The organism is Micrococcus sp. 116, assembly GCF_902506395.1.
In the GTDB taxonomy this organism is placed as follows: Bacteria; Actinomycetota; Actinomycetes; order Actinomycetales; family Micrococcaceae; genus Micrococcus; species Micrococcus luteus.
In genome coordinates this window covers 1,323,059-1,347,611 of the sequence record NZ_LR732370.1, presented here as the reverse complement: position 1 = coordinate 1,347,611, position 24,553 = coordinate 1,323,059, and the positions used below count along the sequence as shown (strand labels likewise).

14 protein-coding genes and 1 tRNA gene are annotated in these 24,553 nt (G+C 75.4%); 9 read left to right on the top strand and 6 right to left on the bottom strand.

All coding sequences use genetic code 11. The annotated features are described in order from the left end of the window. The first annotated feature begins 37 nt into the window (after positions 1-37). The 3 genes from CITRIK5_RS06185 to CITRIK5_RS06175 are packed head-to-tail and all read left to right on the top strand — an operon-like array spanning position 38 to position 7,397. A complete protein-coding gene (locus CITRIK5_RS06185; RefSeq protein ID WP_098092311.1) occupies positions 38-448 on the top strand; it encodes an MGMT family protein in 411 nt (136 codons plus the stop codon). Then, positions 445-3,885 (top strand): ATP-dependent DNA helicase, encoded by a 3,441-nt coding sequence (locus CITRIK5_RS06180; protein ID WP_159833301.1) that lies wholly within the window; start codon positions 445-447, stop codon positions 3,883-3,885. Before CITRIK5_RS06185 ends, CITRIK5_RS06180 begins: the two co-directional genes overlap by 4 nt. Continuing rightward, the gene (locus tag CITRIK5_RS06175; RefSeq protein ID WP_159833299.1) at positions 3,873-7,397 is read left to right on the top strand and encodes an ATP-dependent DNA helicase; all 3,525 of its coding nucleotides are present in this window, start codon (positions 3,873-3,875) and stop codon (positions 7,395-7,397) included. Before CITRIK5_RS06180 ends, CITRIK5_RS06175 begins: the two co-directional genes overlap by 13 nt. Here CITRIK5_RS06175 and CITRIK5_RS06170 read toward each other — a convergent pair. Further along, complete coding sequence (locus tag CITRIK5_RS06170; protein ID WP_060774607.1) at positions 7,372-8,478, bottom strand: phosphotransferase; 1,107 nt, start codon at positions 8,476-8,478, stop codon at positions 7,372-7,374. The two genes, CITRIK5_RS06175 and CITRIK5_RS06170, sit on opposite strands and share 26 nt — an antisense overlap. A gap of 72 nt (positions 8,479-8,550) precedes the next feature. Between CITRIK5_RS06170 and nudC the strand changes: the two genes are divergently transcribed. Together nudC and CITRIK5_RS06160 are read left to right on the top strand one after the other, a co-directional pair. Then, on the top strand, positions 8,551-9,540 hold the full coding sequence (gene nudC, locus CITRIK5_RS06165) for an NAD(+) diphosphatase (protein WP_159833297.1): 990 nt from the start codon (positions 8,551-8,553) through the stop codon (positions 9,538-9,540). Positions 9,541-9,555: 15 nt separating this feature from the next. Next, entirely contained in the window at positions 9,556-11,685 is a 2,130-nt protein-coding gene (locus CITRIK5_RS06160; protein ID WP_078025606.1) for an ATP-dependent DNA helicase UvrD2, read from the top strand. Between the two features lie 42 nt (positions 11,686-11,727). Here CITRIK5_RS06160 and CITRIK5_RS06155 read toward each other — a convergent pair whose 3' ends face one another. Continuing rightward, a complete protein-coding gene (locus CITRIK5_RS06155; RefSeq protein ID WP_078025607.1) occupies positions 11,728-12,456 on the bottom strand; it encodes a ThiF family adenylyltransferase in 729 nt (242 codons plus the stop codon). 97 nt (positions 12,457-12,553) lie between these two features. Here CITRIK5_RS06155 and CITRIK5_RS06150 point away from each other — a divergent pair, with 97 nt between their 5' ends. Continuing rightward, positions 12,554-13,225 (top strand): M48 family metallopeptidase, encoded by a 672-nt coding sequence (locus CITRIK5_RS06150; protein WP_078025608.1) that lies wholly within the window; start codon positions 12,554-12,556, stop codon positions 13,223-13,225. 64 nt (positions 13,226-13,289) lie between these two features. On the opposite strand, the gene CITRIK5_RS06145 is transcribed toward CITRIK5_RS06150, so the two are convergent. Next, positions 13,290-14,690 carry a zinc-dependent metalloprotease gene (locus tag CITRIK5_RS06145; RefSeq protein ID WP_044659760.1) on the bottom strand — a complete coding sequence of 467 codons (1,401 nt, stop codon included), beginning with the start codon at positions 14,688-14,690 and terminating at the stop codon, positions 13,290-13,292. 196 nt (positions 14,691-14,886) lie between these two features. On the opposite strand from CITRIK5_RS06145, the gene CITRIK5_RS06140 reads away from it, so the two are divergent. From CITRIK5_RS06140 to CITRIK5_RS06130, 3 genes are all read left to right on the top strand, one after another. Further along, positions 14,887-15,975, top strand: coding sequence for a PDZ domain-containing protein (locus tag CITRIK5_RS06140; protein ID WP_236557152.1), 1,089 nt, complete (start codon positions 14,887-14,889; stop codon positions 15,973-15,975). Positions 15,976-16,101: 126 nt separating this feature from the next. After that, positions 16,102-19,245: a UPF0182 family protein gene (locus CITRIK5_RS06135; RefSeq protein WP_049147309.1), complete on the top strand. Its 3,144-nt coding sequence runs from the start codon at positions 16,102-16,104 to the stop codon at positions 19,243-19,245. A 176-nt stretch (positions 19,246-19,421) separates the two neighbouring features. Next, positions 19,422-19,495 (top strand) — tRNA-Met (locus CITRIK5_RS06130). A 133-nt stretch (positions 19,496-19,628) separates the two neighbouring features. Here CITRIK5_RS06130 and CITRIK5_RS06125 read toward each other — a convergent pair. The 3 genes from CITRIK5_RS06125 to CITRIK5_RS06115 all read right to left on the bottom strand — a co-directional run bounded on the left by CITRIK5_RS06125 (position 19,629) and on the right by CITRIK5_RS06115 (position 24,292). Then, the gene (locus CITRIK5_RS06125; protein ID WP_049147311.1) at positions 19,629-21,029 is read right to left on the bottom strand and encodes a sodium/glutamate symporter; all 1,401 of its coding nucleotides are present in this window, start codon (positions 21,027-21,029) and stop codon (positions 19,629-19,631) included. A gap of 195 nt (positions 21,030-21,224) precedes the next feature. After that, positions 21,225-22,043, bottom strand: a complete 819-nt coding sequence (locus tag CITRIK5_RS06120; RefSeq protein ID WP_002854906.1) for a PspA/IM30 family protein — start codon at positions 22,041-22,043, stop codon at positions 21,225-21,227. Positions 22,044-22,159: 116 nt separating this feature from the next. Beyond that, positions 22,160-24,292, bottom strand: a complete 2,133-nt coding sequence (locus tag CITRIK5_RS06115; RefSeq protein WP_159833295.1) for a TPM domain-containing protein — start codon at positions 24,290-24,292, stop codon at positions 22,160-22,162. Positions 24,293-24,553 lie beyond the last annotated feature (261 nt).

The window sequence follows — 24,553 nt, the reverse complement described above, 5'->3', positions numbered from 1 at the left end:
ACGCTACCCGGACCGGCGGACACGACAGGATGGGGTCGTGACCGATCACCCTGTGCTCCCCGGCGCTCGCCACCGCGACGACGGACCGCTCACCCTCGGCGAGGGGCTCGAGGCGCTCGCCCGTCTGGTCCCGCCCGGACGCGCCGTCAGCTACGGGGGGCTGGCCGGCCTGCTGGGGGTCGGCGGTCCGCGGCACGCCGGCCGGGCGATGGCCGAATCGAGCCCCGGCACGCCGTGGTGGCGCGTGGTCCGGGCCGACGGCTCGCTGCCTCCGGAGCTGGCCGCGCGGGCCGCCGTCGAGCACGAACGGGAGGCCACGCCCCGCACCCCGGCCGGGCGCGTGGACCTGCGCCGGGCCCGCTGGGAGCCCGACGACGGCGCCGCGCGGGCGATCCGTGCGATCGCCGACCGTATCGTGTCCGGGCCCGGTGCGAGGATGAGGCCATGACCAGGGAACACGGGGTGGACCCCTTCGACGACGACGCGGCGGCGCCGGAACGGGCCGCCCGGCTGGTGCGCACGGCCGCCGCGCCCGAGGACCGGATCACGCTCACGGACGAGCAGGAGGCGATCGCCTCGCTCGCCCCCGGGCACGGCGCCGTGCTCGTGCTGGGCGCCCCCGGCACGGGGCGCACCACCGTGGCGGTCGAGTACGCGGCCCGCCGGATCGAGGAGGGGCTGGACCCCGAGTCCCTCCTGCTGCTGGCCCCGAGCCGGGACGCGGCGGCGCGGCTGCGCGACGCCCTGACCCGCCGGCTCGCCGCCGCCGGTCGAGGCACCCGCGCCGTCACTCCCGTGCGGACCTGGTCCTCCTACGCGTTCGACCTGCTGCGCCGCGCCCGCGTCACGGGACCGCTGAGGCATCTGGAGGTCGCCCCCCGGCTGCTCACCGGTGCCGAGCAGGACACGGTCATCGCCGAGCTGCTCGAGGGCTACGCCGCCGGCCTCGCCGCCGCGCCGGACTGGCCGGCCGACGTCGCCCCCGCCGTGGAGGCGCGGGGATTCCGCCGCGAGGTCCGCGAGCTCGTGGACCGCATGAGCGAGCTCGGCCTCGAGCCGGGCCGCCTGCAGGAGCTCGGCACCGCCCACGGGCGCCCCGAGTGGGAGGCCGCGGCCGTGCTGCTGCAGGACTACCGGGACCGGATCGACCTGGGCATGGCCGAGGCGTTCGACGCCGCCGGGCTGCTGTCCGCCGCCGTCCGCGTGCTCACCGAGCGGCATCCCGAGGACCCGGAGCGCGACGCCGCGGCGCAGGCGTTCGTGGCGGCGGAGCGGGACCGCCTGGCCGTGCTCGTGGTCGAGGACCTCCACGAGGCCACCCCCGCCGTGCACGACCTGCTCACCGTGCTCGGACGCGGGCGGGACGTGCTGCTCACCGCGTCGCCGGACACCACCGTGGAGGGCTTCCGCGGCGCCCGGCCCGACCTCCTCGCCCGGTACCCCGGGGTCCTCGACCCCGATCCCGTGCCGGGGGCCGCCCCGCCCGCGTCCCCGGACGGGCGCGTCCGGGTGCTGACGCGCGGGCACCGCATGCGCGCCGAGGTCCAGGACGCCTACCTGCGCGTGGCCCGCCGGGTCCGCCAGCGCACCGCCGGCGTCGAACGGACCCGGACCGAGACCGTCCCGGCGGACGGTGACGGCGCCGTCCGCGCGCACGTCGTGCCCACCCGCGCCCACGAGGACCAGCTCGTCCTCGAACGGGTGCTGCGGGTCCACCACGAGGACGGGGTGCCCCTGGACCGGATCCTCGTGGTCGCCCGCTCCGGCTCCCGTGTGGCCGCGCTCGCCCGCCACCTGGAGGCCGAGGGCGTCCCCGTGCTGCGCGACGCCGCCGGGCTCGTGCTGAAGGAGGAGCCCGCCGTCGCGCCCCTGCTCACGCTGGTGGACGCGGCGGGGGCGCTCGCGGAGGATCCGGAGGCCCGGGTCGAGGACGTGCTCGACCCGGACGAGGTCGTGGGACTGCTCACCGGCCGGTACGGGATGGCCAGCGCGCTGCACGTGCGGCGGCTGCGCCAGGACCTGCTGGCCGCCGAGCGGGGCCGGGGCGGCCGGCGCACCTCGGACGCGCTGCTCGCCGCGGCCCTGCTGGACCCGAGCCTGGCCGGCCCCGAGCACGAGCGGCACCGCGCCCTGCGCCGCGTCCACTGGATGCTCCGGGACGGCCTGGAGGCCGCCCGCGCCCCCTCGGCCTCGCCCGAGACCGTGCTGTGGGCGCTGTGGTCCGCCTCGGGTCGGGCCGAGCGGTGGCGTTCGCTCGCGCTGCGGCCCGCCGAGCACGCGAACGACCGCCGCGAGTCCCGCCGGGCGGACGCGGACCTCGACGCCGTCGTCGCCCTGTTCAAGGTGGCCGAGCGCTTCGTGGACCAGTTCCCGGGCGCGTCGCCCGAGTCGTTCGCCGTCTACATGGAGTCCCAGGACCTGCCCGTGGACACCCTGGCCCGCCGTGCCGAGTCCGGTGACGCCGTGCACGTGCGCACCCCCGCCGCGGCGGCCGGCCAGGAGTGGGACACGGTGATCGTCGTGGGCCTGCAGGAGGGCGTGTGGCCGAACACCCGGCTGCGCGGCCAGCTGCTCGGCGCCACCGACCTCGTGGACCTCGTGACCCTGCCCGCGGACGCCCCGTGGCCCACGGACCACCGCACCCGGCTGCGCGAGGTCCGCCAGGACGAGCTGCGCATGCTCGCGGCCGCCGTCTCCCGGGCACGGCGCCAGGTGGTCGCCACGGCCGTGCGCTCGCCAGATGAGGGCCCCTCCGACTTCCTCGACCTGGTGGACCCGCCCGAACGGCTGCCCGCCGAGGCGCGCGACGCCGCCGGCGTCCGGCGGCTCACCGCGGTCCCCGACCCGATCACGGCGCCCGCGCTCGTCGGCCGGCTGCGCCGCGTCCTGGAGGCCGGGGACGAGGCGGACGCGGCCGACGGGGCGACACCCCGGGCGGCGGCGGCCGCCGGCCTGGCGGCCCTCGCCGAGGACGGCGTGACCGTCGCGGACCCCCGACGCTGGTGGGGCCTGCTGCCGCTGTCCACCGAGGCCGCGCTCGTCGACCCGAAGCACGAGGTCGTCGCGCTCTCGCCCTCCCGCGTGGAGACGGCCCTGCGCAATCCGCTGGACTGGGTGCTGTACCACGTCGGCGCGAACGCGGGCGGAACCCTCGCCCAGTCCGTGGGCACGCTCGTGCACTCGGTGGCCGAGCACCATCCCGAGGGCATGCCCGAGGACGTGCGTGCCGAACTGGAGCGCCGCCTGCCCGAACTCGGCCTGCCGGAGGGCTGGATCACGGAGATCGAGCACGACCGGGCCCGCGGCCTGGTGGACGCCTACATCGGCTACTGGAGCATCGCCCGGGCGGCCGGGCGTCGGCCCGTGGCCCAGGAGGTGCGGCTCCTCGCGGACCTGACCTGGGGCGGGACCACCGTCCGGATCACCGGCGTCGTGGACCGGCTCGAGGCGGACGCGCAGGGCCGGCCCTTCATCGCCGACCTCAAGACCGGCCGCAGCGCGCCCACCGGTGCGGAGATGGCGCGCCAGCCCCAGCTGGCCGCCTACCAGGTGGCCGTCCGCGCCGGCGGTCTGGAGCAGGTCCGGGACGACCCCGCCACCGACCCCGCCCTGCGCGCCGCGCTCGCCGGGCTGGAGCGGCCCGCGACGCCGGCCGGCGCGGCCCTCGTCCAGCTCGGCGCCGGCACCCAGAAGACCAAGGTGCAGGACCAGCCGGCCCTCGAGGACGAGGACACCTGGGCGCTCGAGCAGGTGTTCACGGCGGCCCGCCGCACCACGGGGCCGCGCTTCCTCGCCCTCCACGAGGCCGGCGCCCGTCGGTGCGCGCTGCCCTCCGTCTGTCCGCTCTGCTCCGAAGGAAGGCAGGTCACCGAATGGCCCCGCTGACCGGCGATCCCGCCGCCCCGATCGATCGCCCGCGCGTCGAGGACGCGGTCCACTCCCCGGGGGACATCGCGGCGCGGCTGCGGCTGCCCCCGCCCACGCAGGAGCAGGCCGAGGTGGTCACCGCCCCGCTCACTCCGCGCCTGGTGCTGGCCGGCGCCGGCTCCGGCAAGACCGCCACCATGGCCGACCGCGTGGTCTGGCTCGTGGCCAACGGGCTCGTGCGCCCGGACGAGGTCCTCGGCGTCACGTTCACCCGGAAGGCGGCCGGTGAGCTCGCCGAGCGGATCAACGGGCGCGTGGACGCCCTGCTGCGCTCCGGCCTCGAGATCCCCGGCTTCGACGGGGAGCCCGAGGACCTGGGCCGCGCCTCGGTGTCCACGTACCACTCCTACGCCGGCGCGCTCGTCAGGGACCACGGTCTGCGGATCGGCGTGGAACCGGAGGCGCGGCTGCTCGGGGGCGCGGAGGCCCACCGGCTCATGGGCGCCGTCGTGCGTTCGCATCCGGTGGTCGCGGACACCCTCGGCGTGGCCCCGTCCCGGCTCATCACGCAGGCGTTGCGGCTGGCCGGGGACATGGCCGAGCACCTGGTGACCGCGGACGAGGTGCGCGGGTTCCTCGCCCGGCTGGCCGAGCAGGGGAGCGCCCTGCCGCTGCCCCCGCGCGCCAAGACCCCCTCGAAGGAGATCCAGGAGTTCCTGACCGGTCTGGCGGACCGCGCCCTCATGGCGGACCTCGTGGCCCGCTACGACGAGGTCAAGCGCGAGCAGGACGTCATGGACTTCGGTGACCTGCTGCGCCACGCGGCGCGCATCGCCGTCGAGGTGCCGGCGGCCGGCGAGCAGGAGCGCGCGCGGTTCCCCGTGGTGCTGCTGGACGAGTTCCAGGACACCTCCCACGCCCAGATGCGGATCTTCGCCGGGCTGTTCGGCCCGCGCGGCGCCGAGGACGACGCGCTCGGGCTGGGGCACTGCGTCACCGCGGTGGGCGACCCCCACCAGTCGATCTACGGCTTCCGCGGCGCCTCCGCCGGGCAGCTCTTCGCCTTCCCGCACGCCTTCCCCCGGCTGGAGACCGGCCCCGGCGGCGCTCCGCGGCGTGTGAACGCGGACGTCTCGCACCTGACGATCGCGTGGCGCAACGAGGAGTCGATCCTGGCGGTCGCCAACGCTGTCGCCGCACCGCTGAACGCCCACGCCGCCGCGACGGGCGGCGCGCCGGTGAAGGTGCGCACCCTGCGGCCCCGGCCGGGCGCGGGGGAGGGCGTCGTCCGGGTGGACCGGTTCGTCACCGCGGAGAAGGAGGCCGCCGACGTCGTCGCCCGCCTCGGCGCCCTCACCGGGGCCGGGCCCGGGGGGACCACCCCGAGCCGCGCCGTCCTGTGCCGCACCCGCGCCCAGTTCGGCCCCGTGCTGGACGCGCTCGACGCCGCCGGCCTGCCCTACGAGGTGCTCGGGCTCTCCGGGCTGCTGGCGCTGCCGGAGGTCGCCGAGGTGCTCGCCGTCCTCCACGTGCTGGCCGACCCCACGCGCAGCGACCAGCTCGTCCGCCTGCTCACCGGCCCGCGCTGGCGCATCGGCGTGGCCGACCTCGAGGTGCTGCAGGAGCGCGCCCGGTTCGTCTCGCGGCTGCGGGCCCGGCGGGCCGGCGGTGGGCGGGAGGACCCCGCCGGGGACGCCCCGGACCCGGCCCGGGACGTGAGCCCCGAGGAGGACGCCGACGCCGCCGCCCTGCTGGAGGCCCTCGACTCCCTGCCCGGGGAGGGGACGGACTGGGTCGGCTCGCGCGGCCGCGGCTTCTCACCCGAGGGCCTGGCCCGACTGAGGGCCGTCAACGCCGAGCTGCGCCGGCTCTCTACGCGCACCGGGGAGGACCCGGCCGACCTCATCGCGGAGGTGATCCGTGAGACGGGGCTGGACGTCGAGGTGGCCCTGCGGCCCGGCGTCTCCGCGGCCGCGGCCCGGCGGCACCTGAACGCGTTCCAGGACGCGGCCCGCGACTTCGGCGCCGGCACCACGGCGACGGACCTGACGGCGTTCCTGGCCTGGACGGAGTCCGTCCTCGAGCACGAGGACGGCCTCGGCGTCGAGAACGCCGAACCCACCCCCGGCCTGGTCCAGGTGCTCACCGCGCACGCCTCGAAGGGGCTCGAGTGGGACGTCGTCGCGGTCCCCGGCCTGCAGGAGGGCACGTTCCCGTCCACGCGGGCGGACCGCTGGACCAGCCCCGGGGCCGGCGCGCTGCCGTGGCCCCTGCGCGGGGACCGCGCGTCGCTGCCGCAGTGGGACGGCTCGTGGGCCCAGGACCAGCGGGACTGGGTCCAGTCGGCCGGCACCAAGTACAGCTCCAAGGCGGCCCAGGAGGGCAACCCGGACCCCTATGCCGTGGCCGTGGCCGCCCACGCCGAGCGCGAGGAGCGGCGCCTGGCCTACGTCGCGTACACGCGCGCGCGATCGGCCCTGTGGCTGAGCACCTCCCTGTTCAAGGGAGTCAACAAGGAGCCCCTGCCGGCCTCGGCCTTCCTCGAGGAGGTGGCCGGTCTGGCGGGGGAGGTGCCCGGCGTCGCGCTCGGCCCCGCCCCCGCCGAGGACGACCTGCCCGAGGCCAACCCCGCCGCGGCCCGGACGCTGGTCGCCCGCTGGCCCTTCGACCCGCTCGACGGCCCGGAGGCCTTCGTCGCCGACCCGGAGGACCCCGAGGACGAGGAACGCTGGCAGCCGCTGCCGCACCGCTCCCGGGCCCGCCGGCACGGGGTGGAGGCGGCCGCCGCGGCCGTGCACGCCGCGGACCCGGCGGCGCTCGGGGACGACCCGGAGCTGGCCCGCCAGGTGGACTGGGTGCTGCTGCGCCGCCGGGACGTCGCCGGGACGGGCGGGGAGACCGCCCTGCCCGAGCACGTCTCCGTGTCCCTCTACGGCGAGCTCGCCGCCGACCCGCAGGCCGTGGCCGAGCAGCTGCGCCGGCCCCTGCCCCGGCCGCCCGCGCACGCGGCGCGACGCGGCACGGCGTTCCACGCGTGGCTCGAGGAGCGCTTCGGGGCCACCGGCATGCTGGACATCGACTCGGCCGAGGACGCCGCGGACCTGTGGGTCGACGAGGCCCTCGACCTCGGCCCGATGCAGGAGTGGTTCCGCTCCTCGCGCTGGGCGGAGCGCACCCCGGCCTTCGTCGAGGCCCCGGTCGAGACGACGGTCGGCGGGATCACGCTGCGCGGCCGGGTCGACGCGATCTACCGCTCCGGCGGCGACCCCCGCCTGCCCTTCGACCCCGAGGCCGACTGGGAGCTCGTCGACTGGAAGACCGGCGCCGTGCCGCGGGGCCGCGACCTCGAGCTCAAGTCGCTGCAGCTGGCCGTCTACCGGCTCGCCTGGTCACGGCTGCACGGGATCCCGCTGGAACGGATCGGGGCCAGCTTCGTGTACGTGGCCCACGGGCAGGAGCGCTCCTTCCCGGACCTGCCGGGGGAGGAGGAGCTCGAGCGTCACATCACGGACGCCCTGGCCCGCCGTTGATCGGCCGCACCACCTCGGCGGCGGGCAGCGGGCCCGTCTCCGGGTCCGCGGTCCTCGCGGCCGCGGCCTCCCGGGCGTCCTCCGCCGCATCCCGGGCGTCCTCGGCGGCGTCGGCGGCCGCGTCGGCCTCCGCCTGGCGCGCGGCCGCCTCCTGCGCGGCGCGCACGTCGCCCGCGAGCTCGGCCAGCATGGCCTCCGCCTCGGCGACCATCCCCTCGTCGTGCCGGTCCAGGCCCCGCGTGAGCCACTGGGCGAGGGCGAACTCGGCGAGCAGCGCCGCACGGCGCATCAGGTGGGCGTCGCCGTCGTCGGCGGCCCCCGCGTCGGCGCGCCGGGCCGCGTAGGCGTCGAGGACGCGGTCGGCCAGGTCCGGGTCCGTGGCGGCGGCCAGCCAGGCGACGTCGCCGGCCGGGTCGCCCACGTGCAGGTCCGTCCAGCCCGTCACGCCCACCACGCGGCCGCGCTCGAGGAGCAGGTTGTCCTCGTGCAGGTCACCGTGCACAGGCACCGGGGTGAACCGCCACAGGGCCTCCTCCTCCATGGCCTCCTCCCAGCGGCGCAGCAGCAGGGGCGGCACGCGGCCGGAGGTGGCCGCCTGGTCGAGGGCGTGGAGGTGACGCTGCCGGATCTGCTCCGCCGTGTAGGAGGGCAGGTCCGCGTGGTCCACGACATCCGAGGACAGCGTGTGGATCGCGGCCAGCACACGGCCCACGTCCTGCACCGCGGGCTCGCCGAGCCGGGCCAGCTCATCCAGGGTGACGGGACGCCCGGGCATGTCCTGGTAGACGAAGGTGCGCAGCCCCTCGAGCCGCACCGCGCCCGCCACGGAGGGCGTGCGGAACGGCAGGCCGGCGCGCACCGCCGGGGTCAGGCCCGCCAGCACCTGCAGCTCCGTCTCGAGACGGATGCCCGCCTCCGGGGTGCGGGGCGAGCGGACCCGCCACCGCTGGCCCTCACCGTCCACGACGACGGCGGTCGAGAAGTCCGCGGGGTCGTCCGGGCTCGCCTCCACGGAGACGGGGGCGAGGCCGGGGACGGCCGCGGCGGCCAGGGCTGCGAGACGAAGGGGCTGACGATCCACCCCTCCAGCCTAGGCGCGGAACGCCCTCCCCCGTCGTCGGGCGCACCGGAGACGGGTCGCTAGCCTGGACGCATGGCCTCCTGCCCCCCGTCGTCGTCCGACCCCACCGCCGCACCACCCCTGGCCCTGCCGCTGGCCCGCGAGGAGCTGGACCGCGGTGCCGTGGCCCGCCTCGACCCGGGCCACCTGGCGGCGTCCTGGGCGCGCGAGGGAACGGAGGTCCTGTGGCTGCAGGGTGGCCGCGCACCCGTCGCGGACGGCCGGCTCGTCTTCACCGCGCCCTCCGGTCCCGTGCCGGCCGAGGCCGCGTATCTGGGCCGCGGCACCGCGGCGGACCGGGGCCCGCACGGGCGGGAGCGCGCGGTGGTCTCCGTCGCCGTCGAGCCGCCGGCGGCCCTGCCGGAGGACGCGGCCACCGCGCTCGCGGACGCCGTGTGGGTCGGCCTCCGCGATGCGGCCGCCGCCCTCAGCGACGCGGACACCGGGCTGTTCGTGGCCGCCGTCGCGAACGCCAACTGGCACGCCACCCACCGCTTCTGCGCGTTCTGCGGCGGCGTCACGGACGTCGAGGCGGCCGGCTGGGTGCGTCGCTGCCGCGACTGCTCCCGGGAGCAGTTCCCGCGCACGGACCCGGCGGTGATCGTGGCCGTCATCGACCCGGCCGGGCGGATCCTGCTGGGCCGCAACGCGGCGTGGCCCGAGGGGCTGTACTCCTGCCTGGCCGGGTTCGTGGAGCCGGGGGAGTCCCTGGAGCACGCGGTGGTCCGGGAGATCGCGGAGGAGTCCGGGGTCACGGTGACGCAGCCGCGCTACCGCGGCTCCCAGCCGTGGCCGTTCCCGCGCTCGCTCATGCTCGGGTTCACCGCGCTGGCACCGGCCGGCGCCGAGCCGGTTCCGGACGGCGAGGAGATCCTCTCCGTGCGCTGGTTCGAGCGGGAGGAGCTCGCGCGTCTGGCCCGCGAGGGCGACGTCACCCTGCCCGGGGCCGTGTCCATCGCGCGGGCGCTCATCGAGGATTGGTACGGTGGGACGCTGCCCGATGCGCAGACCCTGATCACCTAGGAGGACTCGTCCCGCATGAGCACTCCCGACGAGATCCTCCGCGGCCTCGACCCGGAGCAGCGCCGGGCCGCCACGGCCCTGCACGGGCCCGTCTGCATCCTGGCCGGCGCCGGCACCGGCAAGACCCGCGCCATCACGCACCGCATCGCCTACGGCGTCGCCTCCGGCGTCTTCGACCCGCACCGCACCCTCGCCCTGACCTTCACGGCGCGTGCGGCCGCGGAGATGCGCACCCGCCTGCGCGACCTCGGCGTGGCCGGCGTCCAGGCCCGCACCTTCCACTCCGCTGCCCTGCGCCAGCTGCAGTACTTCTGGCCCCAGGCCGTGGGCGGCCCCATGCCCTCGCTGATCGAGAACAAGGTGCGCCTGCTCACCGAGGTCGCCCAGCGCATGCGGATGACCGTGGACCGGGCCGGACTGCGCGACCTCGCCGGCGAGATCGAATGGGCCAAGGTCTCCCTGCACGCCCCCGAGGGCTACGCCGAGGCCGCGAAGGAGCGGGAGATGCCCGCCGGCTGGACCGCCACCACCGTCGCCCGTCTCTACACCGGCTACGAGGAGGCCAAGACAGCCCGGAACATGATCGACTTCGAGGACGTGCTGCTGATCCTCGTGGGGATCCTGTCCACCGAGCCGCAGATCGCGGCCACGATCCGGGACCAGTACCGCGTGTTCGTGGTGGACGAGTACCAGGACGTCTCGCCGCTGCAGCACCGCCTGCTCGACCTCTGGCTCGGCGACCGCGGCGACCTGTGCGTCGTCGGCGACGCCTCCCAGACGATCTACTCGTTCACGGGCGCGACCTCCCGCTTCCTCACCGACTTCCGTGAGCGGTACCCCGCGGCCACGGTGGTCCGGCTCGTGCGCGACTACCGGTCCAGCCCGCAGATCGTGGAGGCGGCCAACCGCCTGCTGGCGGACCGCACCAAGGCGGGGGAGCGGGACCGCACGATGCCGCGCTGGCCCGACCCCCTCGAGCTCGTCTCCCAGCGGCCGGCCGGCCCCGACCTCGTGTTCGCGGAGTGCACCGACGACGAGGCCGAGGCCGGCTGGGTCGCCGACCGGATCGCGGCGCTGATCGACGACGGCGTGCCCGCCTCCGAGATCGCCGTCCTGTTCCGCACCAACGGCCAGTCCCAGGCCTTCGAGACGGCGCTGTCCTCGGCGGGGATCGGCTACCAGCTGCGCGGCGGCGAGCGGTTCTTCTCCCGGCGCGAGGTGCGCGACGGGATCCTGCAGCTGCGGGCGGCCGCCCGCGCGGCCCAGGACCTGACGGGCGACGACGTCACGGACCGGGTGCGGGACGTGCTCTCCTCGCTCGGCTACTCCGCCGAACCGCCGTCGGCCACCGGCGCGGCCCGTGAACGGTGGGAGTCCCTGCACGCCCTCGTCAACCTCGCCGACCAGCTCGCCACGACGCGCGGGGCCGAGTTCACGCTGACCGAGCTCGTGGCCGAGCTCGACGAGCGGGCCCAGCACCAGCACGCGCCGACGGTGCAGGGCATCACCCTGGCCTCGCTGCACTCGGCCAAGGGCCTCGAGTGGGATGCGGTGTTCCTCGTGGGCCTGTCCGAGGGGCTCATGCCGATCTCCTTCGCGGAGACCCAGGCCGAGGTGGACGAGGAACGGCGCCTGCTCTACGTGGGGATCACGCGTGCCCGCCAGCACCTGTCGCTGACGTGGACGCTCTCGCGGGGCACGGGCGGGCGCTCCACCCGGCGGCCCTCCCGGTTCCTGTGGGCCATCGACCCGACCCTCGGCGGCACCCGCGAGCACGCCCCGGCCCGCGGATCCGCGGCCGGCCCGACGGCGCCGCGGCGCCGGGGTGCGAAGGTCGCCGTGTGCCGCACGTGCGGCAAGCCCCTCGAGACGGGAGCCGAGCGCAAGGTCGGCCGCTGCCTGGACTGCCCCGCCACCTACGACGAGGCGGTGCTCGAGGAGCTGCGCGACTGGCGCACCCGCACGGCCGCCGAGATGCGGATGCCCGCGTTCGTGGTGTTCACGGACGCCACCCTCGTGGCCATCGCCGAGGCCATGCCGAGGACCCCGGCAGAGCTCCTGAAGGTGCCCGGCCTCGGCAAGGCCAAGCTGGAGAAGCACGGACCGGAGCTGCTCGAGCTGCTGCACGGCACCCCGACGGCCTGAGCCGCGGGCCCGCACCCCGTTCCGCCGGCGGCGCCGCCCCCGTCAGAACGCCCAGCCGAGCGCGTCCGGGTCGCAGGCGCAGCCGGGCCGGGGGCGGACCTTCACTCGGCGCGTGCGTCCCGTCACCCGATCGGCCCGCAGCACGCCGGGGGCCGGTCCGGTCCGCAGCGCGTCCACGGTCAGCACGGCGGCCCGCAGCGCCGCGAGCCCGTCCACCTGTCCCCGGTGCGCCGACGGGCCGGGCGCCGTCGGGGCACCGGGGACGCCCGCCGGGTCCGCGGGCCATCGGCACAGCGGGCACCCGCGCACCACGGGGGCGCACCACGGTCCGACCGTGACCGCTCTCGGCCCCACCGTGACCGGCAGCAGCGGGTGGTCGGCGGCGAGGGCGTGCGCGGCCAGGTCCGCGTCGAGCACGGACCCCACCGCCACCGTCGCCTGCCCCACGAGCACCGGCACCGGGCCGTGGTGCGCGTAGAGGCGCAGCCCGGGGGCCACATCGCCCAGCCGGCGCGCGAGCGCACCCGCCCGGGGCCGACCGAGGTCCCCGGGCAGCAGGCCGGTCCCCAGGTCCGCGGCGTCGACGGGCCGCGGATCCCACAGGGCCAGGCGCAGCGCCCCGGCCCCCGCGAGTGCGTGGGCGATCGCCGCGCCCACCGCGTCGAGGCCCGCCACATGGACGTCGGTCGGCGGGGCCCACGCCCCCGGCTCCAGCGCTGACGCGGCGGCGTCATGAGGGACGGTGGTGACGGTCTCGGCGACGGTGCGCACGGCTCTCCTCTCAGCTCGGTGCCTCCCACCCTGCCAGGGCACTCCCGGACCGCGCCGGATTGTCCACAGCCTGCTGCCCATGCCGGACAATGGCCGGATGCGCCCTGTCCCGCCCACCCCCGGCCGCCCTCCCCGTGCTGTCCCGGCCGCCCACCGCGGTCCCGCCCGCGAGAGCATCGATCTGGACTGGGAGGGCACGCCCGTGCGGCTCGTGCGCTCCACGGCCCGCACCCGCACCGTCTCGGCGGCGTGGCGCGACGGCCGCCTGCAGGTCAATGTCCCGGCCCGGCTCTCGGCCGCGCAGGAGCGCGAGTGGATCGGCCGGATGGTTGCGAAGGTGGGCGCACGCGGCGGGACGGGGCAGCCCGCGGCCGACCCGGACGGCCGCCCCGCCGACGCCCGCTCCGACGACGCGCTCCTGGCCTGGGCGGGACGGCTCTCGGCGGCGCACCTGGGCGGGCGGGCCCGTCCGGTCGCGGTCACGTGGTCGGCCCGGCAGCGCCGCCGCTGGGGCTCGTGCACGCCGGCCCGCGGCACCATCCGGCTCTCGACGCAGCTGCGCGGCATGCCGGACTGGGTGGTGGCGGCGGTGCTCGTCCACGAGCTGGCCCATCTGCTGGAGTCCGGACACGGCCCGGCCTTCCGACGCCTCGTGGACCGGTACCCGCGCTACGCCGAGGCGATGGCCTTCCTCGAGGGGGTCACCTTCGCCGAGGGCCGCGGTCGCACGGCGCCGGACCGGTGGGCGGAGGACGAGGACGCGGGCTGACACGACGGCGGGCGGCCCGCACCCGAGGTGCCGGACCGCCCGCCGCCGTCGTGCCGGGAGGGGCTCAGCCCTCGCGCGGCGCGTCGCCGAAGCCGCCCTCGAGGAGCTTGCGCAGCTCGTCGTCGAGGGACTCGGCGCTGGCGTCCGCGGCGGAGCGGCGCCCGGCGTACCCGGCGGGGTCCTCGAGGTCCTCCGCCGTGGGCTGACGCTCGGGATGGCGCCAGATCTCCTCGCGGTACTCCGTGCCGTGCTCGGCCGTGACGTGCTCCCAGAACGCGGCGGCCTCGCGCAGGCGGCGCGGGCGCAGCTCGAGGCCCACGAGGGCGGCGAAGGCCTGTTCGGCCGGGCCACCCGAGGCGCGGCGGCGGTTCATGGTCTCGCGCAGGGCGGCCGCCGACTCGAGGGGGCGCGCGGCCTCGGCGACCACCACGTCCACCCAGCCCTCCACGAGGGCGACGAGCAGCTCCAGCTGGTCCAGCGCGGCCTGCTGGGTGGCGTCCGGGGCGGCGATGAAGGACGCCCCGTCGAACACGGCCTGCAGGGAGCCGGGGTCCATCGGGTCCACCGACTGCGCGGCCCGCTCGATGCCCTCGGTGTCCAGGCGGATGCCCGCGGCGTACTGCTCGACGGCGGCGTACAGGTCCCGCTCGAGCCACGGCGAGTGCAGGAACAGGCGCATGCGTGCGGCCTCGCGCAGGGCCAGGTAGATGCGGATCTGGTCGTCCGGCACCGAGAGCCCGTCGCCGAACTCCTCGATGTTCACGGGGACGAGGGCGAGACGGTGGCCGGCGACGGGCAGGCCGATGTCCGTGCCCGAGAGCACCTCCTTGCCCAGGGCGCCCACGGCGCCGCCGAGCTGCAGGCCGAACATCGTGCCGCCCATGTTCTTCAGCATGGGCTGCAGCCCGCCGAGCAGGGAGGCGTCCATGCCCTCGGGGAGCTGGCCCGGCAGCTGCTGCTCGATGGCCGCGGACATCGCGCGGGACATCGAGACGGCCACGGGCTCGGTGAGCCGGCGCCACTGGTCCATGGTCGCCTCGACCCACTCGGCACGGGACCAGGCCACGCCGACGCTGCCGACGGGCTCGGTCTGCGTGACGCCGTCGAGCCACAGCTCGGCCAGCCGCAGCGCCTCGTCCACCTCGCGTCGCGCGAACGAGCCGACGGCCGGGTCCTCGCCGGCCACGGCCTGGCGGGCGGCCTGCTTCGCCAGAGCCCAGTTCACGGGGCCGTCCGAGCCGGAGCCGGAGCTCATCATCGCCTGGAACTGGGCCATGGCCTGCTGCATCATGGCCGGATTCAGCTGGGACGGGTCGAAGGGCACCCCGCCGGGGCCGCCCAGGCCCTCCATGGCGCGTCGGACTTCGTCCGGGTCGGGGCCCTGGCCGCCGAAGAGCTGCCGCAGCATCTCCTCCAGGGGGTCGCGGCCGTCGTCGGATCCGGGCGTGCGCGCGTCGTTGCTCATGTCTCCAGCGTATCCGCGTCGGCGCGGCGCGCCCGCCCTCCCGACGTCGCGGCGGCGCGGTTCGCCCATGGCGCACGGCGTCGCGCGGGGCAGGCGGGGGTCGCGGCCCCGCGTAGACTGGTGTGACCGTCGCCGCGCGGCCCGTGCCCGGCGGCGAGGACGGCCCGATCAGGACCCCCAGGAAAGACGGTGTCGCGTGCGCGCAGTGCCCTCGAGGACCACCCGCGCCGCCCGCGTGCCCTTCTCCGGATGGCTCGCCCTGGGCAGCGCCGGGCTGGCACTGCTGGCCCCCACCCCCTACATCCTCGAGGGCCCCTACATCCTCGAGGGCCCCGGCCCCGCCGTGGACCTGCTGGGCGAACGCGAGGGTCGACCCGTGCTGCGCGTCGAGGGCGGCGAGGCGGACCCGGGTGAGGGGACCCTGCACATGACCACCGTGATGGTCGGGGGTCCTCCCATCGGCACCACCTCCCTGCTCGACCTCGGCCGCGGCCTGACGGACCCCGCCGTGGACGTGGCCCCGCGCGAGCTGATGTATCCCACCGGCGTCACCTCCGACGAGGTCGGCGAGGCCAATTCGGCGGCCATGTCGGACTCCCAGCAGACCGCGACCGCCGCGGCCCTGCACGAGCTCGGACGCGAGGTGCCCCAGCGGCTCGTCGTGCAGCAGCTCGTGCCCGGCGGGCCCGCCGAGGGCGTCCTGCGGGCCGGGGACGAGGTGATCGCCGCCGAGGGACGGCCCGTGGCCGACCTGGAGGCCGTGCGCGCCGCCGTCGGGGCCGCGGGGCCCGACCCGGTCACGCTGACGGTCCGCCGCGACGGCGTGGAGCAGGACCTCGAGGTGCCGGTGGCGGCCGCCCCCGAGGGCGCGCCCCAGCCGTGGCAGATGGGGGCCCTGATCGAGACCGCCTACGACGTCCCGGTGGACGTCGAGCTGACCGTGCCGGACATCGGCGGACCTTCGGCGGGTCTGATGTTCGCGCTCACCGTGATCGAGCGGCTGACCCCGGGGGCGATGACGGGGGGCGCCTCGATCGCCGGAACGGGCACGATCACGGGGGACGGCGTCGTGGGTCCCATCGGCGGGATCCCGCAGAAGGTGCGCGGCGCCGCCGAGGCGGGGGCCACGACGTTCCTCGCCCCCACGGCGAACTGCGAGGAGCTGGCCGGCCGTGTGCCCGAGGGTCTGACGGTGTACCCCGTGGACACGCTGGGCCAGGCCCGCGACATCGTCGAGGCGGTGGCCCGGGGGGAGAGCCCGGCCGCCGCCCGGACGTGCGGCTGAGCCGACGCACACCAGGACCACCAGACCACCAGACCACCAGACCACCAGACCGGACGACATGTCCGGGGCGCAGCGCCCCGGACCGGAGCAGAGCCCCGCGGACGCGGGAGGGAAGAGGACAGAGCAGTGAGCTTCGGACAGGGAGGCGGCGGACCGTTCGGCGGCCCGCCCCGTGACGGCGGCGGGACCGCCGGGGGCCAGTCCGGCCCGTTCGGGGCGTTCGGCCCCTTCGGCGGCGCCCCGCGCGGCCCGGGCGACGACGGCGACCGCGGTCCTGGTGGCCCGTTCGGCGGGGGCGGGTCCTCCGCCGCGCGCGGCAGGGGCCGGCCGGGCCGGCCGAGCGCGCTCGTGCTGACCATCATCGCGGTGGCCGTGCTCGTGGGGCTGTTCGTGGTGTTCACGAACGTCTACACGGACGTGCTGTGGTTCTCGCAGCTGGGCTTCACCGAGGTCTTCTGGACCGAGGTCCTCGCCAAGGCCGCGCTGTTCCTGATCGCCGGGCTCGGGATGGCCCTCGCCGTGTGGCTGGCGATCCGCACGGCCTGGCGCCACCGTCCCGCGGACGCGTCCGCGGCCGCGCGGGACTCGCTCAGCCAGGCCCAGCGCCAGCTCGAGCCCATCCGCCGCCTGGTGTTCCTGGGTGTCCCGCTCGTGCTCGGCGTGTTCGCCGGCTCCACCGCGATGAACGGCTGGAACACGGTCCTGCTGTTCCTGAACCAGGTGCCCTACGGCCAGGCGGACCCGGAGTTCGGCCTGGACCTCATGTTCTTCATGGCCACCCTGCCGTTCCTGACGCTCATGGTCGGGTACCTGATCTCGGTGGTCCTGGTCTCCGGCATCACCGGTCTGCTCGTGCACTACCTGTACGGCGCGGTGCGCGTGGAGGAGGGCGGCAGCGTGCGGATCACCCCGGCGGCGCGCGCCCACATCGGCATCACCCTGGCCGTGTTCCTGCTGCTGCAGGGCGTCAACTTCTGGCTCAACCGCTACCGCACCACGCAGTCGCAGACCGGCAACTGGGCCGGCGCGCTCTACACGGACGTGAACGCGGTCATCCCGACGTCGGCGATCCTGGCGGTCACGGCCGTGATCGTGGCCGGCCTGTTCGTGTGGACGGTGGTCTCGGGCCGGTGGCGGCTGTCGCTGATCGGCACCGCGGTCCTGGTCATCACGGCGCTCGTGGTGGGCACGGCGTACCCCTTCATCGTGCAGGAGTACCAGGTGAAGCCGTCCGAGCGCACGCTCGAATCCCAGTACATCGAGCGGAACATCGCCATGACGCGCGAGGCGTACGGCCTGGACGACGTCGAGGTGACGAACTATGAGGGCGCCACGGACCCCGAGGCCGGGGCCCTGGCGGGCGAGGAGGCCAACACGGCCAACGTCCGTCTCATGGACCCGAACCTGATCTCCCAGACCTTCGGGCAGCTCCAGCAGTTCCGTCCGTACTACTCGTTCCCCACCACGCTGCACGTGGACCGCTACGAGGTGGACGGCCAGACGCGGGACACCATCCTGGCGGCCCGTGACGTCAACGTGGACGACATGCAGTCGTGGGTGAACCGCCACACCATCTACACGCACGGCTACGGCATGGTCGTGGCCGACGCCTCCGAGGTCGCGGCCGGCGGCCGGCCCCAGTGGCTGCTCTCCGAGATCCCGACGCGCGGGCCGCTGGCCTCCGACCAGGACTACGAGCCGCGCATCTACTTCGGGCTCAACTCGCCCTCGTACTCGGTGGTGGGTGCGCCCGAGGGCGCGCCGGCCGTCGAACGCGACCGGCCGCAGACGGCCGACTCCCAGGAGGACACGGCGTACACCTTCTCCGGCGACGGCGGCCCCTCGGTGGGCAACCTGTTCAACCGGCTCGCGTACGCGGTGAAGTTCGGCTCGCCCGAGCTGGTGCTGTCCTCGGACGTGAACGAGGCCTCGCAGATCCTCTACGACCGCGACCCGGCCGAGCGCGTCCGCAAGGTCGCGCCCTACCTGACGGTGGACACCGCCCCCTACCCGGCGATCGTCGACGGCCGCGTGCAGTGGATCGTGGACGCCTACACGACCTCGGACCAGTTCCCGTACTCCACCGCGCAGCAGCTGGGCGAGGTCACGGTGGACTCCCTGAGCCAGGGCCAGAACCCGGCGCTCCAGGGCCGGGTGAACTACATCCGCAACTCGGTGAAGGCGACGGTGGACGCGTACGACGGCTCGGTGTCTCTCTACGCGTGGGACGACCAGGATCCGCTGCTGCAGGCCTGGCAGAACGTCTACCCGTCCTCGCTGCGCCCGTACTCGGAGATGAGCGCCGGACTCCTGGACCACGTCCGCTACCCGGAGGACATGTTCAAGGTCCAGCGCGAGCTGCTCGGCCGCTACCACGTGACCGACGCGGACGACTTCTACGAGAACAACGACGCGTGGTCCGTGCCGTCGGACCCCACGCGCGAGGAGGACGTCAAGCAGCCGCCGTACTACATGACGCTGCAGATGCCCGGCCAGGACGAGCCGGCGTTCTCCCTCACCAGCAGCTACATACCGCAGATCACGGACGGTGCCCAGCAGCGCAACGTGCTCTACGGGTTCCTCTCCGCCGCCGGCGACGCCGGCACGGGGGAGGACGGCGTGAAGGCCGAGGGCTACGGGCAGCTCCGACTGCTCGAGCTGCCGCGGTCCACCACGGTGCCCGGCCCGGGCCAGGCGCAGGCCAACTTCGACTCGAACGCGGACGTCTCGCGGGAGCTGAACCTGCTGCGCCAGGGCGCGTCCGAGGTGCTCAACGGCAACATGATCACCCTGCCGGTGGCCGGCGGCATCCTCTACGTCCAGCCGGTGTACGTCCGCTCCTCGGGCGGCACCACCTACCCGACGCTGCGCAAGGTGCTCGTCTCCTTCGGCGACAAGGTCGGCTTCGCGGACACCCTCCAGGAGGCCCTGGACCAGGTGTTCGACGGGGACTCGGGCGCGGTCACCCCGGAGGAGAAGCAGGCGGAGGCGCCCGCGCCGGGCGAGGAGCCGACGGCTCCGGGCACCGTCGAGGAGGAGCTCTCGGCGGCCCTCGAGGAGGCTCAGGACGCCCTGACCCAGGGCCAGGAGCGTCTGGCCGAGGGCGACTGGGCCGGCTACGGCGAGCAGCAGAAGCGTCTCAACGAGGCCCTGAAGCGTGCCACCGCCGCCGACGACGCCCTGGGCGGCGACGCGCCTGCCCAGGAGCAGGCCCCGGCCGAGGCGAGCCCCGCGCCGTCGTCGAGCCCCAGCCCGACGCCGAGCGGCTGAGTCGGCGCCGGCGGGCCGGGCCCGCCGGACCGTCGACGACGGCCCCGGCCACGCACCGCGCGTGGTCGGGGCCGCTGTCGTCTCGGGGCAGGTGGCCGCCGCATGGCCGCCGGGTGGCGGGGTGCTGACGCCGATTTGAACTCGACGGAACAGGTGTGTATAGTTCTAGAAGTCGCCGCGGGGTGGAGCAGTTCGGTAGCTCGCCGGGCTCATAACCCGGAGGTCGCAGGTTCAAATCCTGCCCCCGCAACGAGAAGGAGAAGGCCCCCAGCATCTGCTGGGGGCCTTCTCGCATGTCCGGACCCGGTCGCCCCGGCCCGCCGGCACGGTGCCGGCGGGCGAGCCGACCGCCCTCGGGCGATCAACGCGGGGGAGCGGGAGCGTCAGCGGCTCGAGGCCCGGACCGCCTGCTGGGCCGGGGTGCGGCGGCCCGGGTCGGTGCGGCGCAGCCAGACGGCAGCGATGATCGCGATGACCGCGATGGCGCCCCAGATGCCGACGACGGCCCAGGACAGGCCCGCGAGGAGCAGCAGCGGCACGAAGGACACGGCCGCGATCTCCACGGGCACCACCGGGATGTAGGCCACGCCGAACTGCTCCATGGTCCCGGACTTCAGCTTCGGGTCCACGATGCGCAGCATGGCCACGCCCGTGGCGACGGCGCCGGTGGCCCAGCCCCACGTGAACAGCTGCTTCTCGAACCACGCGTCGGTCATGACGCGCGGCGCCACGACGATCCCCAGGAACAGGGCCAGCGCGAGGCCGATCACGAACAGGAGCAGCAGCGGCTGCCAGTAGTCCACGACCACGGTCGGGGCGATCGCGGCGATGCCGCAGACGATGAGGATGTCCGTGGCGGTGCCGGACACCGAGTTCAGCGAGCCCGGGTCGAGGAACTTCGCCGTCTTCGTGGCCTGGAACAGGACGCGGGCGATCAGGCCGAGGAGGAACGCGATCGCGAACGCGGGGATGATCAGCTGGGGTCCGTCCTCGCCCACGACGCTCGGCCACACGGACGTGATCCAGGAGACCACGCCGTGCGCGGCCGCCGCGATCATCGCGACGACGCCGACCTGGAAGGCCAGTGACTCCACCGAGGCCGCCGAGAAGGTGTGCCGGCCGATGACCGGGCGTTCCTCCACCTGGTTCAGCACCCCGGTGCGCAGCTCCTCCGGGATGGAGGTCAGGCCCGCGAACTCCCGCGCGTGGCCGCGCTGCGCGCCGATCTTGGCCTGGATGATGCCACCCACCACGCCGACGATCATGCCGACGGTGGCCGAGGTGTAGGCCAGCGAGGTGACGGTCGCATCACCGTTGGCCGCGTATGCCTGGCCCACGGCGGCCGCGGAGCCGAAGCCGCCCGCCCAGCCGGCGAACAGCAGGGCGGCGAACGAGTCGGGCGCGTCGAACAGCGGCTGCAGGAGGACCAGCGTGACGAGGGCGCCGATGGCCACCTGGGAGGCGTAGATCAGCACGCCGTAGGACGCGAACGCACCCACGGGGCGGCCGATCTTGCGGACGTCGAAGTCGTCGGTGAGCGCGATGCACACGAACACGATGACGATCAGGATCGAGCCGTACGTGCCCAGCTGGGAGCTGAACGGCAGCCAGCCCAGGCCGTTCGGGCCGAGGACCAGGCCCAGGATGCCGGCGATGACGGAGGCCGGGATCATCAGGGTCTGGAGGGGCGTGATGACGGCACGGGCCAGCGTGCCCACGGCCAGGAGCGCGCCGATGAGGCCGGCGTCGACCAGCACGGACCAGGCCGTGAACTGCTCTTGCATGGGGTTCTTCCTCTGTGCGGGGACGGGGGCGTCCCGCGGAGCGTGCCGAGGGACCCCGGGACAGTACCAAAGGAGCGCGGGGGCCGGGGCGCGTCCGGGAGGAGCACCGGGCCGGGGCGCACGAGGACGGCCCGCCGCGCCGGCGTGGGCATGAGACCCTGACCCTAGACTACGCGGCCGTGGGGAGGGGCGGGGTCAGCCGCGCGCGGTGCCGGTCTCCTCGGCGGTCCCCTCGGCCGCGTAGTCGAGGGTCAGGGTCTCATCGGCGTCGACGTCGCCCGAGGTGAGGGCGGCCTGGCCGGCGCCGCCGGCCTTGAGGGCGGCGAGGCGGGCCTCCACCTCGGTCTTCTCGCCGAGGTCCTCGAGGGACTCGAACTGGGCGTCGAGGGAGGAGGCGGCGATCTCCTGCTGGCCGCGCACGCGGGCCTCCTCGCGACGGACCTTCTCTTCGAAGCGGGAGACCTCGGAGGTCGGGTCCAGCAGGTCGATCGACTTCACGGCGTCGGCCACCGCGGACTGGGCGTGGGCGGACTTGGCGCGGGCGGTCAGCTCGTCGCGCTTGGCGACCAGCTGCTGACGCTTGACCTTCATCTGGTCCAGACCGGTCTTCAGGCGCTCCACGATCTCGCGCTGCGAGGCGATGGTCGGCTCCGCGGACTTCGCCTGGCGCTCGAAGTCCATCTGGCGCTCGATGGCCACCTTGGCGAGGTTGTCGAACTTGTCCGCCGAGGCGGTGTCACCCTTGGTGCGGAAGTCGTCGGCCTTCTGGGAGGCGGCCAGCGCCTTCTGGCCCCAGCTGCGGGACGCGTCCTGGTCCTCGCGGTAGTCGTCCTCGATCATTCGCAGGTTGCCGATCGTCTGGGCGACGGCGGCCTCGGCCTCCGCGATGTTGTTCGTGTAGTCGCGGACCATCTGGTCCAGCATCTTCTGGGGGTCCTCGGCCTTGTCCAGCATCGCGTTGATGTTGGCCTTCGCCAGCGTGCTGATGCGGCCGAAGATGGACTGCTTGACCATGGTGTCTGCCTTTCGTCGGTCTTTCACGTCAGCGCAGACCGTCGGCCTGCGTCCACCCCGTCCCGCGCGTGCGGGCCGGGCCGGCGCCCGGGGCGCCGGAGTTCATGGGGCGGCGGTCAGAAGCCGCCGCCGGAGATGTCGCCGAACCCGCCGAAGTCGCCGCCGCCGAGGCCGCCGCCGTCGAACCCGCCGAAGCCACCGCCGCCCCAGCTGCCGCTGTTCAGGATCGAGTTCATCAGGATGCCGCCGAGCAGTGCGCCGCCGAGGCCGCCGCCGAAGCTGCCGCCCACTCCGGCGCGCGGGCGTGCACCGTACATGCCGCCCACCATGCCGGGGCCGTAGCCGAAGCCCTCGACGTCCGCGCGGGCCAGCTCGCTCGCGCGCTCGGCCAGCTGGGAGGCGCGCTGCGCCTGCTGGAGGGCGGCCACGGGGTCGGTGCGGCCGAGGCTGATCGCCGAACGCAGCGTGTGGTCGGCCTCCGCGAGCCGGGTCCGGGCCTCCGAGCCCACCGCACCGCGCCGGGCGCCGATGAAGTCGGCCGTGCCGTCGATCTGCGCCTGGGCCTGGGCGATCGTGGAGGTGAGCACCTGGGAGGCCTGGCGGGCCTGCTCCCGAGCGTCGCGGACGCCGGCCAGCGGGGTGTTGAGCTGGCGGTGCGCGGCCTCGAGCTGGTGCAGCAGCTCCAGGGGGTCCGGGCGGCCGGCCGCGAGGGCTCGGCGCACCGCGTTCACAGCGTTCTTCATCCCCGCCACCGGGCCGGCCAGCTCGGGGTTCGACCCGTTGACCACGAGCGCCTCGGCCTCGGCGACGTCCTGCTCGGACTGGGCGAGGCCCGTCTGCAGGTTGCCCAGCATGGCCCGCAGGGACCCCTCGGCCTTGCCCACCGCCTCCGTGAGCGTGTCCACCTGGCTGAGCGCCTCCTCGGCGGCACGCACGGCCAGCGCCGCCGTGGAGCGGTCCTGGGCGTCCCACGCGCTCCGCGCCTTCGCGACGGCGGTCTCCACGAACTCGAGCCGCTCCCGGGCCTGCGCCGCGTTGTCCGCGACCTCGGCGAGGGCGGACTCCGCGTACTGGCCGTGCAGCGCGGCGATCGCCGACTCGGACTCCTGCACCCGGGACCGCGCCTCGGGCAGGCGGGCGTCGACGCGCTCCAGGGCCTCGGGCACCTGGTTCTCGAGGTCGCGCAGGGAGTCGAACTCCTTCTTGTGCGCCGCGAGGGCCGCACCCACGGCCTCGCTGCGCTGGATGATCTCCTTGAGCCAGGCGCGCTGCTCGGCCTCGGTGTCCGGGATCTCGTCGTCGAGCTGGTGCTGGAGCTGGAACGAGGCCCGCATGTGCTCCTTGGCCCGATCGATGTCCTCGCGGAACGTCGCCACGGACTTCTCCCCGTAGGACGCCTCGGCGAAGCCCAGCTCCTGCTCCGAGGAGCGGATGGCGTCGTCCGCGGCCACGAGCTTCGAGCCGGCCTGGGTGCGCAGCTGCTCCACGCTGAGCTCGTCGAGGGGGTCGCGGCGGACCTCCTCGGTGCGGCCCCCTTCGACCGCGCCGCCCTGCGTGCGCTTCCGGCTGCGGGCCACGAGCACGCCGCCGCCCACGGCCGCGGCCACCGCGCCCGCGCCGAGCACCGCCGTCAGGGCCCCGCCGCCGGAGGCGCCCTGGGCCGTGCTCCCGTCGCCCGCGGTGCCGGCCGGCAGGGCACCGGCCGGATCGTACTCGGCCCCGCTGGCCCCCGTGCCGTCGAGCGTGCCGTCGGCGGCGTCGTCGAGCCCCTGCACCGCGGCGGTGCCCGCCGCGAGCCATTCCGCCGAGCCGGGGTCCGTGCCGATCTTGGACAGCTCCGGGCCCACGTAGGTGCGCGTCACCTGGTTCTGCAGGTCCGCGTCCCCGCCGCTGTCCAGCCCATAGGCGCGGTCCTCGACCGCGATCGCCAGGACCGAGTCGTTCGTCCCGAGCCCGCGCTGGCGCGCCACGTCCTGGGCCAGCGTCTGGGCGTCCGTGCTGAACTCATCCACGTAGACGACGTACAGCCCCTGCCCGGTGTCCCGGCGCAGGTCCTGGATCTCCTGGGTCAGCCGCTGCTCATCGGAGGTCGAGAGCACCCCGGCCTCGTCCACCACGTACACGCCCGGCGGCACCGTCACGGCGTGCGAGGCGGGTGCCGCCACCAGGAGGCCCAGGCCTCCCAGACCCGCGGCGGTCACGGCGCGCGCCAGACGGCCGACATCGGCGGGGCGGGTGGGCACGGTCATGCGGGGTCTCCTTCGACGGCGGAGGCGAGCCGCCGCACCGGGCGGACCCGCCGGATCCTGGGGTTGAGTGTAGGGCGGCGTGGGAATCGGGCACCAGGGATCCGGCGCGGCCGGGACCGTGGGAGGAGCGGACGTTCGGCCTCTAGGCGGCGTTCAGTCATGCACGCTAGCGTGGACGTGCCCCGGGGCGCGCGTCCGCAAGACGACGGGCGTCTGTGTCGACCGCCCGGGGCCCGACCCGAAGCGAGGACCCCGTGGACC

Excerpts from the sequence above, each read along its gene's own strand:
- CITRIK5_RS06180 (WP_159833301.1), top strand. The coding sequence starts at position 445 with ATGACCAGGGAACACGGGGTGGACCCCTTCGACGACGACGCGGCGGCG.
- CITRIK5_RS06175 (WP_159833299.1), top strand. The coding sequence starts at position 3,873 with ATGGCCCCGCTGACCGGCGATCCCGCCGCCCCGATCGATCGCCCGCGC.
- nudC (WP_159833297.1), top strand. The coding sequence starts at position 8,551 with ATGGCCTCCTGCCCCCCGTCGTCGTCCGACCCCACCGCCGCACCACCC.
- CITRIK5_RS06160 (WP_078025606.1), top strand. The coding sequence starts at position 9,556 with ATGAGCACTCCCGACGAGATCCTCCGCGGCCTCGACCCGGAGCAGCGC.
- CITRIK5_RS06150 (WP_078025608.1), top strand. The coding sequence starts at position 12,554 with ATGCGCCCTGTCCCGCCCACCCCCGGCCGCCCTCCCCGTGCTGTCCCG.
- CITRIK5_RS06145 (WP_044659760.1), bottom strand. The coding sequence starts at position 14,690 with ATGAGCAACGACGCGCGCACGCCCGGATCCGACGACGGCCGCGACCCC.
- CITRIK5_RS06125 (WP_049147311.1), bottom strand. The coding sequence starts at position 21,029 with ATGCAAGAGCAGTTCACGGCCTGGTCCGTGCTGGTCGACGCCGGCCTC.
- CITRIK5_RS06120 (WP_002854906.1), bottom strand. The coding sequence starts at position 22,043 with ATGGTCAAGCAGTCCATCTTCGGCCGCATCAGCACGCTGGCGAAGGCC.
- CITRIK5_RS06115 (WP_159833295.1), bottom strand. The coding sequence starts at position 24,292 with ATGACCGTGCCCACCCGCCCCGCCGATGTCGGCCGTCTGGCGCGCGCC.